The sequence below is a fragment of the Streptomyces sp. NPDC031445 genome (genome assembly GCF_055581365.1).
Genome location: NZ_JBVIJO010000010.1, coordinates 154,357 through 171,211, shown reverse-complemented (window position 1 = coordinate 171,211; position 16,855 = coordinate 154,357). Strand labels below are relative to the sequence as shown.

The following is a 16,855-nucleotide window of genomic DNA, read 5'->3' as shown; positions in this document are numbered from 1 at the left end:
CGGTCCGGGCCGGGCCGCCGGTCCCTGTCATCGCGTGCTGACGGGCCGTCGGCGTCTTCTACGATCGGTCCGTGAGGGATACTCCGAAGCAGTGGACCGTGCGCCACTTCTCGCAGGCCAACCCCGCCGGCCCCGGCTGCGACAGCGTCCCGGCCCTCCTGCGGAGGCTGGCGGATGCCGTGGAGGCGTTGGGGCCGGCCGGGATCCAGGACGTGGTGATCTCGTCGGAGACGACCGAGCACGGCCCCTGGTGGTCGGGGACCGTCTACTTCCACCTGCCCGGGGACGAGGACGAGGACTGACGTCCGGCCTTCACCGGCGCCCGGCTGCGCGGTGAGGGCGTGCCTTCCCTCGGCTCCGGGCGCCCGGCGTACGGCTTGCTCCGGGCGCCCGGCGTACGGCTCACCCGCAACGCCGGGCCCGTGTCCACCGCCGCCCGGGGACGGTCAGGAGCCGACCCGGTCGCGTCGGCGCCCGCGGACAGCGGGCCGGCCGGTCCCGGTGGCGCTGCCGCGGGCGGCGGCGCGGGCGGGGCCGTCGGGCAGGGTGAAGGTGAAGACCGCCGTCGCCGCCGCGATCGCGGCGAGGGCGAGGTACGCGTGCTGGTACGCGGTGACGGGTGGTGCCGCGCCGGCGTCCGGCGCGGTGCCGAGGACGAGGGCCGTGGTCACCGCCGCTGGCGCGAGCGCGCCGCCGGTCTGGCGGACGACGGTGTTGAGCATGGTGGCCTGAGCGAGGTCCGCCCGGTCGACGGTGGCCAGGGAGGCGACCGTCGTCGGTATGAAGAAGCAGCCGATCGCGGCCCCGAACAGGAACATGTAGCACCGGAAGGTCCACAGGCCGGTGTCCGCGTCGCAGCCGGCGAGGAGCACCAGCACCGCCCCGACCCCGGTCATGCCGCAGCCGACGATCAGGCGCGGACCGACCCTGGCGTACAGGACGCCGACGATCTGCACGGTCAGCAGGACGCCGAACGCCTCGGGGAAGGTGGTCAGTCCGGACTCCAGTGCCGTGCGGCCCTGGGCCTGCTGGAGGAAGAGGGGGCTCAGGTACAGGGCGCCCATGATGGGGACGAGACCGACCAGATTGATCAGGTTGGTGTCCCGGAAGAGCCGGTCGGTGAACAGCCCGAGCCGCAGCAGGGGGTGAGCGGTGCGCAGTTCGACGGCGACGGCGGCGGCCAGCAGCACCGCTCCGAGGACGAGGGAGACGAGGACGGCGGGTGAGGTCCAGCCGCGGTTGGGTCCCTCGCTGACGCCGAACATCGCGGTGCCCAGCGCCCCCGCGCTCAGCAGCAGGCCCGGCAGGTCGAAGCGGCCCGGCCGGCCGCCGCGGTCACCGGCGAGGAACAGCGCGCCGAACAGCACGGCCGGCAGGCCGACCGGCAGATTGACGTAGAAGACCCACCGCCACGACAGGTGGTCCACCAGCAGCCCGCCCAGCACGGGGGCCGCGGCCGGGGCGATCTGCTGCGGAATGATCATGTAGCGGGAGATGCGCACCTGCTCGGCGGAGTCGAAGGTGCCGAACAGCAGCGCGGCGGAGGCAGGGAAGAGGACGCCGGCCGACAGCCCCTGTACGGCGCGGTAGGCGACGAGCTGGCCGAGACCGGCCGCCGCCCCGCACAGCAGCGACGAGCCGAGGAAGCCGGCCAGGGCGGTCAGCAGGACGCGTTTGCCGCCGAAGCGTTCGACCAGCCAGGCCGAGGCCGGTATGGCCATGGCCAGGCAGACCGGGTAGACGACGACCACCCCGTCCAGCGCGGCGGTGGTCAGCCGGAACTGACGGGCGATCGAGGGCAGGGCCACCGTCGTGATCGCTCCGTCGACGATCGCGATGAACGTCACGCTGACGCACACGACGGGGACGACCAGGCGCTGGCTGATGCGGGCGGGCAGGGCGGACAGCACGGAGTGACGTCGGCGCATATGCTGAGCATACGCACTATGTGCTTACTCAGCATATGGCTTGCATACTGCGGGACAGGGGAGACTGGGCACCATGGCAGTGCAGGGCAGCAGCGACATCCTGATCGACGAGCTGTACGAGACGACGTACCGGCTACGGCAGTTCGTGGAGGCCCGGTTGCGGGAGAAGGGGGCCTCGGTGGCCCGGCTGCGCGCCATGCGCATGCTGGCCCAGGCCCGGAGGCCGCTGCGGATGCGGGACCTGAGCGAGATGGCGGGCATCGCGGCCCGTACCGCCACCACGATCGTGGACAGCCTGGAGCGTGACGGCCTCGTGGAGCGGGTGCGCCACCCGCAGGACCGGCGCGCCTTCCTGGTGCGGCTCACCGAGGAAGGGCTGCGCTGCCACCGCGAGGCGGAGGAGATCGACCGCCTCGCCCTCGCCGAGGCGACCGCCGCCCTGGACGCGGACGACCGGGCACGCCTGCGGGCCCTGCTGGGGCGCATCCGCGACCACACCGTCTGACGGCGACGCCCCGGCCGGGCGCGGCCGGCCTACGGGGGGCGGGTGCCGTCGGCGGCTGGGCGCGCCGTCAGTGGTGGCGGGGCCGGCCCTGGCCGCCGGTCTGGTGTCAGCTGTCGGCCGGGACTGCCGTGTCGTTCGGGGCGGTCACGGGTTTCGTGTGGAGGACTTCGCGGGCCTGCTCGGCGGCGCGGGTGATGCTCTCGCTGATGAAGTCGAGGAAGCGGGCGATGTTCTCCAGGCGGTTGGCGGCGGGGGTGTGGGGACCGAGGACGGCGACGCCTCGGCGTGCGGTCTCGACGAGTCGGTCGTTGGCGCGGGCGCTGGCGATCGTCGCCTGGTAGAAGAGCTCGTCGTCGACGACGTAGCGGTCACGGCGGCGTTCGTCGCGTTCCCGGCGGACCAGGCTCTGGCCCTCCAGGAAGGTGATCGCCTTGGAGACGGACGCCGGGCTGACCCGGAGGCGCCGGGCGAGTTCGGACGCGGTGAGGCTGCCCGCGTCGGTGGTGAACAGGCAGGTCAGCACCCGGGCCGTCATCTTGGGCAGGCCCGAGGCCATGAGGACGGTGGTGAGCGTCTCCTCGTACTCGGCCACGGCCTCGGCGTCGCGTCCGTGCGACTGGGGGACCGACTGCGGGTCCCGGGAGGAGGCGGGCCCGCGCCGGCGTGCGCGGCGTTCGGTGGCGCGGTGGGCCAGCTCGGCGCGGTAGGCGGTGGGGCCGCCGTTGCGCATCACCTCTCGGGTGACCGTGGAGGTGGGACGGCCGAGGCGCCTGGCGATCTCGGCGTAGGCGAGGCCGTCGGCCAGGCCCAGCGCGATCTGCCGGCGTTCCTGCTGGGTGAGCCTGCCTCCCGGCAACGGGGCCTCCTCGGAGATGTGTCACGGCGTTCGGTGATCCCCAGCATAGCGTTCACCTCCCGCTCATTGCAACGACACTGCAGGGGTCGTTGCGTTACCCGCAAGCTCATTGCAACACTTCGAGTACTCTGACCTGCAATATTTCCCATCTGATGCAACAAGTGCGTTGCCGATACTTGGAAAGCAACGTAGCTTTTCCAATGTCGGAAACAACAGCGAACACGGGAGAGCACGATGCAGAAGTTCGACACCCCCGCCCCGGTCTCCGCCGTCATCGACATCCCGGCCGGGCGCGTCCAGTTCATCGCCTCGGACCGCGCCGACACCACCGTCGAGGTCCTGCCCGCCGACCCCTCCAAGTCCCGGGACACCAAGGCCGCCGAGCAGACCACCGTCGCCTACGCCGACGGCGTCCTGCGGATCACGGCCCCGGCCGGCGGCAAGCAGCTCTTCGGTCCCTCCGGCTCCCTGGAGGTCACCGTCCAGCTGCCCGCCGGCTCCGGCGTCGAGGGCAAGGCCGCCGGCGCGGAGTTCCGGGGAGTCGGACGCCTCGGCGACGTCGCCTTCGACGGCGCGTACCGCCGGTTCAAGGTCGACGAGGCCGCGAGCGTCCGTCTCACCGTGGTCGACGGCGACGTGGAGGTCGGCCGGCTGAACGGGTCTGCGGACATCAGCACCGCCAGGGGCGACATCCGGGTCAACGAGGCCGCGAAGGGAACGGTCGTGCTCCGCACCCAGTCCGGCGACATCTCGGTCGCCGCCGCCAACGGCGTCTCGGCGGCCCTGGACGCCGAAACCGGCCTCGGCCGCGTCCACGACGCCCTCAGGAACGACGGCACCACCGCACTGGAGATCCGCGCCACCACCTCCCACGGGGACATCTCCGCCCGGAGCCTGTGAGGGAGCGGGGCCGGCGCTAGGTGTATTGAGCCGCAGCGTTGTTGACGCGGCTGATGGGTGGCTGGCCTGCGAGTGCGGTGTGGCAGCGGTGGTGGTTGTAGGTGTGCGGGAAGTCTGCCAGGGCGGCGGTGCGTTCGGTGTTGCCGGTGTAGGGCCGCAGGTAGGCCCATTCGTCGAGCAGGGTACCGCGGATGACCCCCTCGTCCCCGGCGACGACCGCGCGGAACCAGAACCGCTCCACGTCCAGCGTGAGGTGCTGGACCAGCCCCAGGCAGTGCCATCCGGAGGGCAGCACGGGCCGACGCAGATCCTCGGCGTCGAGCCCTTCGAGGATGCCGAGGACGTGGCGCCGCTGTCCGTCCAGGACGCGGAGCAGTGCCCCGACCTCACCCTGCGGAGTCTTTTCGCTCAGGCTTTCGATCACGGTCGCCAGGGTCTCCGAATCGTGCGGTCGCGCAGGGAGTCGTCCCAAGTCGCCTTCCGCGCGGTCCGCAGGGCTCGGGCCGGTGCCCAAGGCCCCTCGGGCAGGTCCGGGCGCGCCACGCGAGGGACGCCCTGCGAGCCCCGCGCAGGTGGACGCCGCGATACCGGTGAGACTCGGGCCGCGGAGCAGGAGCCGCTGACAGCGCGGGTACGCCACACCGTCGGCTAATCCAGGCGGGATACCTGATAGTGACCGATGGACCAGTCGTCCCCTGTGCGGACGACGAGGACGGAGAGCTTCACGTCCAGCGGGGGCCGCTCCGTGAACGAGAACTCGACGGCGAGGTAGCCGAGGACGAGGCCGTCGGCGTGCCGCCTGGTCTCGAGGATCCGGTATGCCGCCTTCATGCCGAGGGGCTGGGAGTCGTAGTAGTCGGCGACGCCCTGGCGTCCGACGCTGTAGGGGTGCAGCCCCTGGAAGACGGCGTCCTCGGTGAAGAGGGCGGCGACGCGGTCGGGCTGGTGCGCGTCGACCGCGGCCTTCCACTGCACTCCGCTCAGGATCTCCGCGTCGTCGGTCGTGGCGGTCATGTCCACTCCTTGGTCCAAGACTCGGTGTACGGTCAGGTGCGGTCAGTGTCCGGCGCTCATGCCGCCGTCGACGTGCAGGATCTCGCCGGTGACGAACGGCGCCGTCTCCAGGAAGAGCACGCCGTCGACGATGTCGCTCACTTCACCCATCCGGCCGACCGGGTGCAGGGCGGCGAGGAACTCGTGGGTCTCCTCGGGGTGCATGGGGGTCTTGATGGTGCCGGGCGACACGGCGTTGACGCGGATGCCCCGGGTGGCGTACTCGATCGCCAGGGACTTGGTCGCGGACTGCAGGCCACCCTTGGTCAGCGAGGCGAGGACGGAGGGGACCCGGGCGTCCGGACCGTCCACCAGGCTGGTCGTGACGCTCACGATGTGCCCGCCGCCCTGGGCGAGCAGGTGCGGGAGGGCCTGCTGGGTGAGGTGGAAGAAGCCGGCGACGTTGATGCCGGTCACGCTGGCGTAGTCCTCGGCCGTGTAGTCGGTGAAGGGCTTCGCGACGAAGATGCCCGCGTTGTTGACCACGGTGTCGATGCGGCCGAACCGCTCGAGTGCCGCGGTGACGACCCGCTCGGCGGTCGCCGGCTCGGCGATGTCGCCCTGTACGGTCACGACGTCGGCGTCGTCGGCGGGGGCGATGGTGCGCGAGGTGGCGACGATGCCGTAGCCGAGCTTGCGGTAGCCCTGGACGAGGGCGGCGCCGATGCCCTGCGAGGCCCCGGTGATGATCGCGACCTTCTGGTCCTGTGTGCTCATGCTGACCTTCTCCGAGCAGGATGACCGACCGGCTTCCTACCGCCTGGAAGGCTCAGCCTCCCCGTGCGCGTCAGGCCGGGATCGCGTACGGATCGTCGGCGGGCAGCCAGGCGTCCGGAGCGTGGATCCCGGGGTCGCCGACGCCGTCGCACAGGGCGTCGACGGCGGCGAGGACCCAGGGACGGTCCTCGTTCGCGCGCCAGACCAGGGACCAGGTCCAGTAGACCTTCGGCGCGACGATCTCGCGGCGGACCAGGTCGGGCGGGAGCGGAGCGGTCTGCCCCTTGGGTGAGTTGAGGACTGGGCGGGCGCAGCGGCGGACGTGGTCGAAGAAGGCGGGGCCGGTGATGGCACCATCGGAGACGCGCACCACGCGGGCCCCGGTGACCTGCGCCAGTTCCTCGGCGTACACGTTCCAGGACGCCCAGGAGGTGATGTCATCGTCCATCAGTACATCGGTGTCCCGGGCCGCCACATCCGGTGGGTCGCTGGTGTCGCCGCCCTTCTCGACGGCATAGAGGCGGTCGGCGCCGACCAGTCGTGCCCGCAACCCGAGCCGCTCGAGGTCCTCGGCGCGCACCCAGCAGACGGCGAGGTCGAGGCTGCCGTCGGCAACCCGCGCGGCCTGGGTGTGCGAGGGGGCGACCCAGGCGTCCAGGTGCACTCGGGCCACTGCGGCTGTCCGCGAAGTCAGGTCCGGCGGCAGCCAGTTGACGTAACCGAGCCGCACCGACTCCGAGCCCGACAGTCGGCCGGCCTGGCGCTCGAGGTCGTCGGCCCGCTCCAGCAGGGCACGGGTGTGCGGGAGCAGCGCGGTGCCGGCCGGGGTGAGGGAGACCGAGCGGCGGTTACGATCGAACAGCCGGACGCCCAGGTCCCGTTCGAGCGCCTTGATCTGCTGGGAGAGCGAGGGGCCCGCGATGAGCAACCGCTCGGCGGCCCGGCCGAAGTGCAGTTCCTCGGCGACGGCGACGAAATACCGCAGTTGGCGCAGTTCCACGCGCGCCATGCTACGCGCGCCGGGGGCCGCGCCTCCCAGCGGCGAGGCGGCCGGTCATGCCATCGGTGCCGGCCTCGGGCGCATGAATGCCTCACCGACGACCGCGCGGGTACATCGTGCGAGAGTTCCTGGCCGAGATCACCGTGAGCGTCCGCGACGACACGAGGTTGACCAGCGGCAAGCCGCGCGACGGAACGGCCGGCCATGGCGATCGGGCCCGGCTGTGGCGCCCGGTGGGCGAGTTCCGCGCATCGGCGTGCGGCGGGCCGACGACGAGGAGGAGTTCCACCAGGGGTGCTTCGCGTCCGGCCGCTGCGCCCGTGGACGACGCTCATCACCGCTCCTTCGGGGTCCCATGCCGACGACCCGGCCGGGTCGACGGCGTCCGAATGCCGCCCAGGTCCCCTGAGCCCGTGCCGCCAGGTCGGCCGCCACGCCCGGTCGCGGGCATGGGCGTCGGCCCTTTCGCCCAGGCCCCGATCCAGGCCGGCCGTGTGATCAGAACGCCGAGATCAGGATTCCCCAGGCATCTGCCGGACAAGCCGGTCGGCTTGGGTGTGAACGAGCATCGAACAGGAGCGTGACGGAGCAACTACCCTCTCGGAGGGACACGTCAACGATAGCCTGAGACAACCCTGTTGGCCGGGTCTTCGGCCACCGCGACAGGCGTCGGCACACCGTGACGAGTCGCGTCCCGTCCGCACCCTCGCTCACGGCCCGGTACCGGCCCTCGCCCATCGAGCCGTGGACTCTGCCCCGCCGGCGCCACCAGGCTGCGCGGGCTCGCGGAGGGGGTCTGCCGGGTCTGGCCAGTGGGTCTACTCGGGCTCGTCTGCGGCGCTCGCCACGGGGGCGGCGGCCCTGGAAGGCGGGGCGGGCCGTTCCGCCGTTCACCTCCCACAGGTGCGGCCGCGCATTCCACGGACGCGAGGACCAGCCCAAGGGCTTCGGTTCGCGGGACTTTCATGGCCTGTTGGTCCGCGCGTCCGGATCCAGCCGGGCGGTCCGATCGTGCTGGTCCGGGACAACGTCCGCATGCAACGGCCACTGTGGCCGCGCAAGCATCCGAAACAGCCGGTAACACGTCGTTAACTGACGTCAAGTTAGGTAGGTCACGCTCCCCCCTCACATCCCGGGAGAGAGCGTCGACGTCCATGGGATCGCTCCCATCAGGGAGCTACTGGAAGGAGTCTCGTGGGTACGAGCAGACGAGCCCACCGACGGAGGCTGGCCATACCCCTGCTGGTCTTCGTCCTGGCCGGCGGCGGCACGGTCGCCACCGGGGGTACGGCAACGGCGGCAGCCGCCGAGCCGGACACCTCGGTGGGAAGCGGTGTCAGCTCCGGACTGAGACCCGGCGGAGATCGGGTCGACCTGACCGGGGGCGCCGGCCGGTTCAGACCGCGCCAGGCCGGCGAGTCCGAGGCGAAACACAAGCGAAAGCCCTCCGGCCGCACTCCGTACATCGTGCAGCTCGCCGAGGAACCTGTGGCGACGTACACGGGCCGGCTCTCGGGGCTGGCCCGGACCCGCCCGGCACCGGGCGAGCCGCTGGAACCGCAGTCGGGGGCGGCGAAGGCGTACCGGAAACATCTCGGTACCCAGCGGACGGCCGTGGCCGAAGCAGCCGGCATCACGGTCGACGAGGTGTACACCACAGCCCTCAACGGATTCTCCGCCACGCTGACCCCCGCCCAGGTCGAGGAACTGAAGGCGGACAAGCGGGTCCGCTCGGTCACCGAGTCCCAGGTGGTCGGTGCCGGCCAGGCGTCTCCTGGTGACACCACGCCGCAGCCGACGACCGGCACGGCGACGGGCACCGCCGGAACAGCGAGGACCGGGGCGTCCGCCACCGGCGCCCGGGCAGCCGGCTCGCCGACGGCCGGCGCGCGGAGGTCCGCCGCGCGGAAGCCGGGCCGAAGCACCGGCGCCGGGGTCGTGATCGGCGTCCTGGACACCGGGATCTGGCCGGAGAGCGCGTCGTTCGCCAAGCGGATACCGACGGCCCCGGCGGGCTGGCACGGCACCTGCCAGACCGGCTACACCTTCGCCGCCCAGCACTGCAACGGCAAGATCGTCGGCGCCCGGTACTTCGCCGACACCTTCCTCGCGGCGTCGGGCGGCACCCTGCCCGAGGGTGAGGTGCTCTCCCCCCGGGACATGGTCGGGCACGGTACGCACACGGCGTCCACCGCGGCCGGCCTGCCCGTCGACAACGTCACCATCTCGGGGCGGAACTTCGGTTCGGTCTCCGGTGTGGCCCCGGACGCGCGGATCGCCGTCTACAAGGTCCTGTGGGGCGGCTCGGGATACGACGCCGACATCATCGCGGGCATCGACGCCGCGGTCGCCGACGGCGTACAGGTGCTCAACTACTCGATCGGAACGCAGTTCGGGGACAGCGAGCCCAACACCCCGATCGGCCAGGCCTTCCTCAACGCCACGCTGGCCGGAGTCTTCGTCACGGCCGCGGCCGGCAACTCCGGCTTCAGCAGCGCGGTCAGCAACACCCAGCCGTGGGTCACCACAGTCGGCGCGGCGGTGACCCACGTGAACGAGGGAACCCTCCGGCTCGGCGACGGCACCTCGATCACCGGCGCCTCGCTGGACGTGCTCCCCGGCGGCCGATCCCTGCCGCTGGTCTTCGGCGAGCAGGCCGGCACCTTGGAGGAGGGCTCGGCGTACTGCGAGCCCGGCAGCCTGGACCCGGCGAAGGTGAAGGGCAAGGTGGTCGCCTGCGCCCTGGACAGCCCCTACGCCGCGGTGGAGGAGCTCAAAGCCAAGCACGCGGCGGCAATGGTCCTCTTCGACCCCAATGGCAACTTCCGGGTCAACAGCATCTACGACTTCCCGGTGCTCTATCTGAACACCAGGGACCAGGCCGGCGAGATCTTCAACTACCTGATGAGGCACCCGGCCGACGGCACCGCACGGCTCACTTCGAGCAGCCACGGCTCCGGGGCCCCGGCTGCGCCGACCATCGCGGACTACTCTTCGACAGGGCCGGACAAGACGCACCCCGGGCTGATGAAGCCCGACCTGGTCGCCCCCGGCAGCGACATCATCGCGGCCGTCTCCCCGCCGGGAAACTTCGGCCGGCAGTACGACGCGTACTCGGGTACCTCGATGGCTACCCCGCACGTGGCCGGTGAGGCCGCGATCCTGCGGGCCGAGCATCCCGGCTGGTCGCCCGGCGCGGTCGCCTCGGCGTTGCACACCACGGCCGGCACCGTGGGCGACACCAGCCCGCTGGCCCAGGGCAGCGGACTGCCGTCGCTGAAGCGGGCCGCCGATCCGGGACTGGTCATCGAGCCGGACGCCAGGAGTCTGACCGCCTTCAGCGAAGCGGCTCAGCCCGACGGCCGCGAGCTGAACCTGCCGTCGATCGGGCTGCGTGACTACGACGGCACCAAACCGGTGGTGCTGACCCGCAAGCTGACCAACGTCGGCGGCAAGCGGGAGACGTACCACGCCTCGACGAGCGGGCTGGAGGGCATGCGGGTGAGCGTCGCACCGGCAACGGTGACGGTGGCACCGGGTGAGACCGCCTCGGTCACCATCACGCTGCGGCGCGGCAGCGCACCGTGGGACCGCTACGTCACCGGCGCGATCACCTGGCGTGGCAGCGCCCACCAGGTGAGGATTCCGGTCGCCGCGCGCCCGTGGGGCATCTCGCCCCGGCAGTACGACGACAACCTGGAAGAGTTCGGCCGGCTCGCCGACGGCACCTACGGCACGTTCGAGCCGGGCTTCACCGGCCCGGTCTCCGGCCGGTCGACCGGCTACGCCCCCATGCGGCGGGAGTCGTACTCGATGCGGACCGGGGTCAGCGGCGGGGTCTTCGACCGGAAGGCCCTCGGGGTGCGGGCGCACTCCTTCAAGGTGCCGGCGGGCAGCGCCGGGATCGTCGTGGACACCGCGACCGACGACCCGGACACCAACCTCGACCTCTGGCTGTACAAGGGCGACAAGCTGGTCTACCGGAGCGCCGCCAGTTGGAGCAGCTCCGAGCGGGCCTGGGTCTTCATGCCGGAGGCGGGCACGTACACGGCGTACGTCTTCGCACAGGACTCCCGCAGCCCGGTCGTCGACTACCGGCTCGGCCACGTCGTCCTCGGCCGCGACGGCCACTACGAGCCGGCGACGCTGGAACTGCCGACCGCGGTGGAGCGCGGCACGACACCGCCGTACAAACTGCGGCCGAACGCTCCGCTGAAGCCTGACGTCGAGTACTGGGCGTACACCGAGCTGAGCACCAACGGCCAGGTGATCCCGGGTCAGTTGGTGTCCACGAACCAGGACTCCTGGGAGTGACGCGGTAATCCCCCGGGGGCCGTGGCTCCCGGGTGGCCGGTGGGGCGGGGCCGAGCGGCTCCCGCCCCACCGGCGCGCTCACGTCCCGGGCCACGGAGCCGGCGTCCCGCTCCTCGGCGCGATGGCACAGCGAGTCGCCCGCCGCAGGCCCCCGCGGCCAGCCGGGCGGGGGCCTTCTCGGGTTGCGCGCGGGCAGCACGTTGTCCAACTGGCCGGCCATCCGATGGATCGGTGCCCATGCCCCGGATCATCGATCGTGTCGCTCGTGCGCCGCAGGCCCGCGGCCGGACGGTACGGGAGACGACTCCACCAGGGCGCACCACTCCTGTCACTCGGCGAGACCCGGACCTCGCGAGGGTCCATCCGGTGATCGAGAGGAGCCGCAGCCGTCCGGGGGCCGTCGCCGCACAGACGGCGGCGCCCGGCCTCTTCGGAGGGGCGATCGCCGTGTCCGGCGTCTTCGTCGGCCTTTCGGGAGCCGGTGGTGGACCGCGTCACGGGCTCGCGTGGCCGCCTTGATCGGATGGCTGCGGCGTGGTGCCGGCGCTGTCCGCCGTGTGCGGGAGGCGTAGGTCCGCCAGGGTCTGGGCCAAGGACTGCCAGACATGCGCGGCCAGGTCGAGGTTCTGGGACTCCACTGCCTGACGGCCGAGCCGCTGGAGGAGGTCGATGCCGTCCTCGACACGCCCGGACAGGATCATCAGCCGACCGTCCAGGACCGACAGCCGTACCCGGTCGCGGTAGGGCAGACGCAGGTCCTCCTCGGCCAGCAGTGTGCCGCTGATCGCGCGGGCCTCGTCCGTCCGGCCCCGGTGGAAGGCCAGATGGGCCTGCAGCGCGCGCAGCTCCTGGACCTGCGCCGGCGTGCCGATCAGGTCCACGACGGACGCGGCCTCGGTCAGCCAGCGCTCTGCCGCGGCCAGTCGGGGCGGTGACACCTCCAGCTCGGCGGCGGCGGCCGCGGCCCGGAGCCGGATCCAGAGGGTCAGGTCGTCCCTGCCCTCCAGGAGTCGCAGGGCCGTTTCCAGTCCGGTCCGGGCGGAGGCGTGGTCGCCCTGGCGGTTGCGGACCATGGCGACGGTCCACCACCCCTCGGCCGCCTGTGCCGGTGCGGCCACGGACAGCCAGTCCCGCTCAAGTTCGTCGACGTGCCGTGCGGCCGCGTCCAGCCTGCCCAGCTCGACCTCGATGCCGATCAGCACCATGAGGGCCGCCGCGGTGTCGGACACGGACAGTTCCTCGGCGCGCGCGAGGGAGAACGCCTGGGCGGCCGCCGGCTCTGCTGTGCGCATGTCACCCAGGGCGCGCATGCAACGGGCGTACTGCACGTATGACCGCACGCGCAGTTCGGGCACCTCCAACAGCTCGCTCAGCTCCAGGAGTCGCAGCAGGCGTCCGCGCTGCTGCGGGTAGTCGCCGAGACGGCCGGCCGCGCTGCTCAGCAACCACAGGGCCTGCCAGCGGGTGGCGGGATCGTCGTCGGCGTCCTCGTCGACCGCCCGGCCGAGGGCCGCGATGTCGTAGGCGCCGGACGGCGCCGACAACACGGCCGCCAGCTCACAGGTGAGGGACCGCTGGGGTGAAGGGCCGATCAGGGCGGACGCATCGACGCCCAGCCGCTCGGCGAGATACGCCGTGGCGCGTTCGGTGGGCCGGCGTTCACCCGACTCCAGGCGCGACAGGTACCCCGTCGACATGCCGTCGCCGACGAGCCCTGCCTGGCTCAGACCTCGCTCCAGCCGGAGCCTCTTCAGCCGACGGCCGAAGTGCGGCTGCTCAAGCATCTCCCACCTCTGCTCCAGTGACGCACGCCAGACCTCCGCCCCTCGCGCGGCCCGTTCGATCGGAGACCTGGAGTTGTCAACACTTTACGAAGCCCACTGAGGGGCGGCAAGGCACTAACCCAGCAGCAACGCACCTGGTCAGTAGGCGTGTTGCTGCTCAGCGACCGGCCGAGGGCGGCCGTCGGAATGACAACAATCCACCTAGACAACGGAGTTGGCACAGCACTCGGTTCATCTGGCAAACCCTTGCCAAGGGGGTTGCCGCCCCTTAGCCTCGAAGGGCCGTCCTGACGCGATTCCCCCAACTCGTTCCATGGAGGTCTCCGTGCCGCGCCACGCCCGACCGGGCTCAACGCGAAGGTCCGCCCTACAACTCGCCACACCCGGTCCGCGGCCGGTCCGCATGCCACCTGGCGAGATCGAGTGGCCGTGACAACGTTATCCGGCCATCGGCCGATCCTCGTCGGGCGCATCCGCTCCCCGTGACCAGCCGTCCAGGACCATCCGCACACGCCCACCGGCCCACCTTCTCGCGGAACAGCAGACCGCGGCCGCCGACGCGGTGGCTCGCCTGTGCGCCGGACGCTCGCCGACACCCTGGCACCTACGCGCCGGTCCGTCCCGCACCACACCCCCGCCCCCACTACGCGCAGCAAAAGGACGGTACGTCCGTGGCGACCACGAGTTTCCCAGACGCCTCGCCCCGCAAGCACCACTCCACCGCGCACCCGGCCCCTCCCCTCCGCCGCACGCCGCTCACGAACAGTCCACGGCCCGCTCCCGCGTCGCGGGCCGTGTGCACGGCCCGCACTCTCTCCGACGACCTCGTCATCACGGCCGCGGAGCCGGAGTTCGCCCGGCACTTCGGCCTCAGCGCGGAAGAGATACGCGGGTACCGCCTCCTCGACCTTCTGCACTCACCGACACCCGCCCGCCTGCGGGAACGGTTCGCCGCCCTCTCTTCGGGCCGCCAGTTCCGATTCACCGACAAGGTCATGGGCACGAACGGTGCCGGCGGACTCTTCCGGGCCGACCTCACCGGCATCGCCCTGTACGGCCTGTCCGGTGAGGCGTCCGGCGTCGTCGTTCTTCTTCGCAGCCTCGCCACCGCCCCCACACCTGCGTCACCCATACCGCACCAGGACAGCGCACCGGCGGCCGGCGACACACCTGTGCTCAGCGCTCTCGACGCGCAGGTGCTGGAGGGTGTGGCACGCGGCGAATCGACGGTGCAGCTGGCCTCCCGCCTCTACTTGAGCCGCCAGGGCATCGAGTACCGCATCGGTCAGATGCTGCGGAGGTTCGACACCCCCAACCGGCCCGCGCTGGTCTCTCGTGCGCATGCGCTGGGGATGTTCGCCGCCGGCCAGTGGCCGCCACGCGTGCGGCCGGACCGCGTCAAGTCCTAGGCGCGGAAGTCGCCCTGACGAGGGCCGTGGCGTCAGAAAGGCCACGGCCCTCGTGGTACGGCCGCCCGCGGCAGCCACCAGGAGGTCGCCGCTGGACAAGGGCGCGGCGGCCTCCGGGAGCCCCTGCCTCCGGGTTCGTCCTGCCCTCGGCTCACGCCGCCGAGGGCTGCCACGCCTCCTGGAAGCGGCGGCGGGCGCGGAAGAGGCGGGACCGTACCGTGCCCACGGGCAGCGCGAGCACCTCCGCGATCTCCTCCTCGTTCATACCGTAGGCGCGCAGGGTCAGGACCTGCCGGTGCGCCCGCGACAGACGTTCGAGCACATCGCTGATGTGCACCGCGTCCAACGGGTTCGCCTGCTGCTGCGACTCGATCTGCCCGCAGGTCTGTTCCTCGCCGAAGCGTTTGGCGGTGCGCACGGCCTCGCGGACCGTCACCGCGCGCACCCACCCGTAGAAGGCCACCGGTTCGCGCAGCTGGCCCAGCCCACGGTAGATGGCCAGCAGCGCCTCCTGGGTGGCGTCGGCCGCGTCGTCGCGGGTGATGGACCGGCAGATCCGGGTGACGTACGGCGTGATGTGGTTCAGCAGGTGGTTCATGGCGTGCTCGTCGCCCGACTGGGCGCGCGGCAGCAGCGTCAGAGGGGAGGCGAGTTCGCTGACGGTGGACATGACGCAGGAGGACTCCTTACGGCAACCGGCGTGATGCATGCGTGCGGGTGGCGTTCAGCCCGCGTCGGCGGTGGCGGGCTCGCGCCGGGCCGCGGTCGTGAAGGCGAGGAGGCCGTCGAGCACCTCGTCGCGGAAGGCACGCATGAAGGACGGGCTGAAGCAGGCGGTGTAGTGCGGGAACTCGATGGCCAGACGGCCTTCGAAGGAGACCACGCACGCCATGACGGGGCTGCGGCCGGCCTGCGGGAAGTAGTGCTCGCGGGCGGGCACCAAGCGGACGTCGACCACCCGCAGGTCGCCGGGCAGGCGGGGTCCCGGGACGACACCCATGTTGGTGACGATCACCGTGGCCAATTGGAGTGCGGGGTTGCCCGGGATCTCGGGGGTGATGCGCATCTCGTGGAAGTGACCGCCGCCGGCGATGAAGTCGCTCACCCGGGCGTGGACGGTACGCGCCAGATCCAGCGGGTCGGAGGTCGCGGCCACCTCCAGGGTCTGCAGGTGCGTGGTGACCGCCGGCACCATGACGGACGCCGGCAGCGGTGGCGTCAGCCGGGAGCGCAGGTCGACGGGGGACAGGCAGCCGAGGGTGCGGGAGTCCTCACCCTCGAGGCGCCGTCGGGCCGTGGCCAGCAGGGCCGCGGCGATGAGCGCGTGCACGGACACGCCGGCCTGCCGCGCCCTTTCCCGCAGGCGTGTGGTGTGTTCGGTGTCCAGGGTGAGCCGGCACACCTCGATGTGCCCCTCCCCCGCCCCGGCGGCCGGCGCCTGGTCCGGGGTGTGTGCCGCGTCGTAGGGCACCAGTTCGACCGGGTGCCGCTTCGTCCGCGAGACGCGGGCGTCCAGGTAGGCGGCGGTGTCCGCTTCGTCGGCCGGGGGGAGCAGTGTGCTGACGGGCTCGGGCCAGTCCGGGGCGTCGGGCACGTCGGCCTGGAAGGACTGTGCCTGCCCGTCGGTGACGAGCGACCGGTAGTGGTCCCACAGGGTGTTGTGCAGCGTGATGCTGCTGTGGCCGTCGGTCACCGTGTGGTCCACCACCAGGACGAACAGGTGGTCCGTGCCGTCCGGTGCGCTGACGAGGACCGCGCGCGACAGCGGGCCGCCCACCGGGAGGGGCCTGTTCAGCTCCGTCGCGTAGGCCTCGGCCAACTCTCCGGTACGGGTCTCCAGGCGGGGCCGCTCGGCCTCGTCGAGCAGAGCCAGCGCATGGCCGGTGCCGTCCGCCACGATGCGGGAGCGCAGGGTCGGGTTGGCCTGCGTCACGGCACGGAACGCGGCGGTCAGCGCCTCGATGTCGACGCGTCCGCGCAGGGTGCAGGACAGCACGGCCCTGCTTCGCTGGCCCACGTAGAGCGACTCGACCGGACACAGCGCACGGTGCATGAGGGCAGCCCTCTTCTCGATCGTCCAATGGGTGGCCCGCGGGCGGCACCGGCCTGTGGCCGGCCTGTGGCCGCGGGCGTCGGGGAGTCGCGTTCGAGAGTGCACCGCGCGTCGTCCTCCAATCCACCCGGGAGACCTTCCGGAGGTGAAGTTGCGTGAATTCCCTAGAAGTTGGCGTCGGGCCTGCACTCCCTGGCCCGGCGTTCTCTGGGGAATTCCCTGAAATGCCACTCGTGGACCGGTGCTGCCTTGACCGGGCCGAGTGCGGTGGCGCACCGTGATGTGCCGTAGAACCGGGGCCAGGGTGCGTGTTCACCAGGCCCCGGCGTGCGACCT

General features: G+C 71.8%; 13 protein-coding genes and 3 pseudogenes. 6 read left to right on the top strand and 10 right to left on the bottom strand.

Features of this window, described 5'->3' with window-relative positions; genetic code table 11:
* The first annotated feature begins 71 nt into the window (after positions 1–71).
* Entirely contained in the window at positions 72–302 is a 231-nt protein-coding gene (locus ACZ5DC_RS25605) for a hypothetical protein (RefSeq protein WP_468656374.1), read from the top strand.
* 144 nt (positions 303–446) lie between these two features.
* Here ACZ5DC_RS25605 and ACZ5DC_RS25600 read toward each other — a convergent pair whose 3' ends face one another.
* The gene (locus tag ACZ5DC_RS25600; RefSeq protein ID WP_468656705.1) at positions 447–1,910 is read right to left on the bottom strand and encodes a DHA2 family efflux MFS transporter permease subunit; all 1,464 of its coding nucleotides are present in this window, start codon (positions 1,908–1,910) and stop codon (positions 447–449) included.
* A 91-nt stretch (positions 1,911–2,001) separates the two neighbouring features.
* Here ACZ5DC_RS25600 and ACZ5DC_RS25595 point away from each other — a divergent pair, with 91 nt between their 5' ends.
* Complete coding sequence (locus ACZ5DC_RS25595; protein ID WP_468656372.1) at positions 2,002–2,433, top strand: MarR family winged helix-turn-helix transcriptional regulator; 432 nt, start codon at positions 2,002–2,004, stop codon at positions 2,431–2,433.
* A gap of 106 nt (positions 2,434–2,539) precedes the next feature.
* On the opposite strand, the gene ACZ5DC_RS25590 is transcribed toward ACZ5DC_RS25595, so the two are convergent.
* Complete coding sequence (locus ACZ5DC_RS25590; RefSeq protein ID WP_468656370.1) at positions 2,540–3,289, bottom strand: helix-turn-helix domain-containing protein; 750 nt, start codon at positions 3,287–3,289, stop codon at positions 2,540–2,542.
* Between the two features lie 234 nt (positions 3,290–3,523).
* On the opposite strand from ACZ5DC_RS25590, the gene ACZ5DC_RS25585 reads away from it, so the two are divergent.
* Positions 3,524–4,189, top strand: coding sequence for a DUF4097 family beta strand repeat-containing protein (locus tag ACZ5DC_RS25585; protein ID WP_468656368.1), 666 nt, complete (start codon positions 3,524–3,526; stop codon positions 4,187–4,189).
* 16 nt (positions 4,190–4,205) lie between these two features.
* Here ACZ5DC_RS25585 and ACZ5DC_RS25580 read toward each other — a convergent pair.
* The 5 genes and pseudogenes from ACZ5DC_RS25580 to ACZ5DC_RS25560 all read right to left on the bottom strand — a co-directional run.
* A pseudogene (locus ACZ5DC_RS25580) lies at positions 4,206–4,376 on the bottom strand (integrase core domain-containing protein); the annotation flags it as partial.
* Positions 4,377–4,379: 3 nt separating this feature from the next.
* Positions 4,380–4,610 (bottom strand): annotated as a pseudogene (locus tag ACZ5DC_RS25575) (mycothiol transferase); the annotation flags it as partial.
* Between the two features lie 227 nt (positions 4,611–4,837).
* On the bottom strand, positions 4,838–5,203 hold the full coding sequence (locus ACZ5DC_RS25570) for a nuclear transport factor 2 family protein (protein WP_468656366.1): 366 nt from the start codon (positions 5,201–5,203) through the stop codon (positions 4,838–4,840).
* Positions 5,204–5,245: 42 nt separating this feature from the next.
* Positions 5,246–5,959, bottom strand: coding sequence for an SDR family NAD(P)-dependent oxidoreductase (locus ACZ5DC_RS25565; RefSeq protein WP_468656364.1), 714 nt, complete (start codon positions 5,957–5,959; stop codon positions 5,246–5,248).
* 70 nt (positions 5,960–6,029) lie between these two features.
* Complete coding sequence (locus tag ACZ5DC_RS25560) at positions 6,030–6,968, bottom strand: LysR family transcriptional regulator (protein WP_468656362.1); 939 nt, start codon at positions 6,966–6,968, stop codon at positions 6,030–6,032.
* Between the two features lie 901 nt (positions 6,969–7,869).
* On the opposite strand from ACZ5DC_RS25560, the pseudogene ACZ5DC_RS25555 reads away from it, so the two are divergent.
* Both ACZ5DC_RS25555 and ACZ5DC_RS25550 read left to right on the top strand, forming a co-directional pair.
* Positions 7,870–7,997: pseudogene (locus ACZ5DC_RS25555) on the top strand (IS630 family transposase); the annotation flags it as partial.
* 156 nt (positions 7,998–8,153) lie between these two features.
* On the top strand, positions 8,154–11,273 hold the full coding sequence (locus ACZ5DC_RS25550) for a S8 family serine peptidase (RefSeq protein WP_468656360.1): 3,120 nt from the start codon (positions 8,154–8,156) through the stop codon (positions 11,271–11,273).
* 494 nt (positions 11,274–11,767) lie between these two features.
* Here the strand turns inward: ACZ5DC_RS25550 and ACZ5DC_RS25545 are convergent, their stop codons facing one another.
* Positions 11,768–13,057: a helix-turn-helix domain-containing protein gene (locus ACZ5DC_RS25545; RefSeq protein ID WP_468656358.1), complete on the bottom strand. Its 1,290-nt coding sequence runs from the start codon at positions 13,055–13,057 to the stop codon at positions 11,768–11,770.
* Between the two features lie 671 nt (positions 13,058–13,728).
* Between ACZ5DC_RS25545 and ACZ5DC_RS25540 the strand changes: the two genes are divergently transcribed.
* Entirely contained in the window at positions 13,729–14,466 is a 738-nt protein-coding gene (locus ACZ5DC_RS25540; protein ID WP_468656356.1) for a PAS domain-containing protein, read from the top strand.
* Positions 14,467–14,617: 151 nt separating this feature from the next.
* Here the strand turns inward: ACZ5DC_RS25540 and ACZ5DC_RS25535 are convergent, their stop codons facing one another.
* Positions 14,618–15,136 (bottom strand): RNA polymerase sigma factor, encoded by a 519-nt coding sequence (locus ACZ5DC_RS25535; RefSeq protein ID WP_468656354.1) that lies wholly within the window; start codon positions 15,134–15,136, stop codon positions 14,618–14,620.
* A gap of 54 nt (positions 15,137–15,190) precedes the next feature.
* Complete coding sequence (locus ACZ5DC_RS25530) at positions 15,191–16,519, bottom strand: phthiocerol/phthiodiolone dimycocerosyl transferase family protein (RefSeq protein ID WP_468656352.1); 1,329 nt, start codon at positions 16,517–16,519, stop codon at positions 15,191–15,193.
* Positions 16,520–16,855 lie beyond the last annotated feature (336 nt).

Coding starts and splice junctions, on each gene's coding strand:
- ACZ5DC_RS25565 (WP_468656364.1), bottom strand. CDS start 5,959: ATGAGCACACAGGACCAGAAGGTCGCGATCATCACCGGGGCCTCGCAG.
- ACZ5DC_RS25535 (WP_468656354.1), bottom strand. CDS start 15,136: ATGTCCACCGTCAGCGAACTCGCCTCCCCTCTGACGCTGCTGCCGCGC.
- ACZ5DC_RS25545 (WP_468656358.1), bottom strand. CDS start 13,057: ATGCTTGAGCAGCCGCACTTCGGCCGTCGGCTGAAGAGGCTCCGGCTG.
- ACZ5DC_RS25530 (WP_468656352.1), bottom strand. CDS start 16,519: ATGCACCGTGCGCTGTGTCCGGTCGAGTCGCTCTACGTGGGCCAGCGA.
- ACZ5DC_RS25560 (WP_468656362.1), bottom strand. CDS start 6,968: ATGGCGCGCGTGGAACTGCGCCAACTGCGGTATTTCGTCGCCGTCGCC.
- ACZ5DC_RS25585 (WP_468656368.1), top strand. CDS start 3,524: ATGCAGAAGTTCGACACCCCCGCCCCGGTCTCCGCCGTCATCGACATC.
- ACZ5DC_RS25570 (WP_468656366.1), bottom strand. CDS start 5,203: ATGACCGCCACGACCGACGACGCGGAGATCCTGAGCGGAGTGCAGTGG.
- ACZ5DC_RS25595 (WP_468656372.1), top strand. CDS start 2,002: ATGGCAGTGCAGGGCAGCAGCGACATCCTGATCGACGAGCTGTACGAG.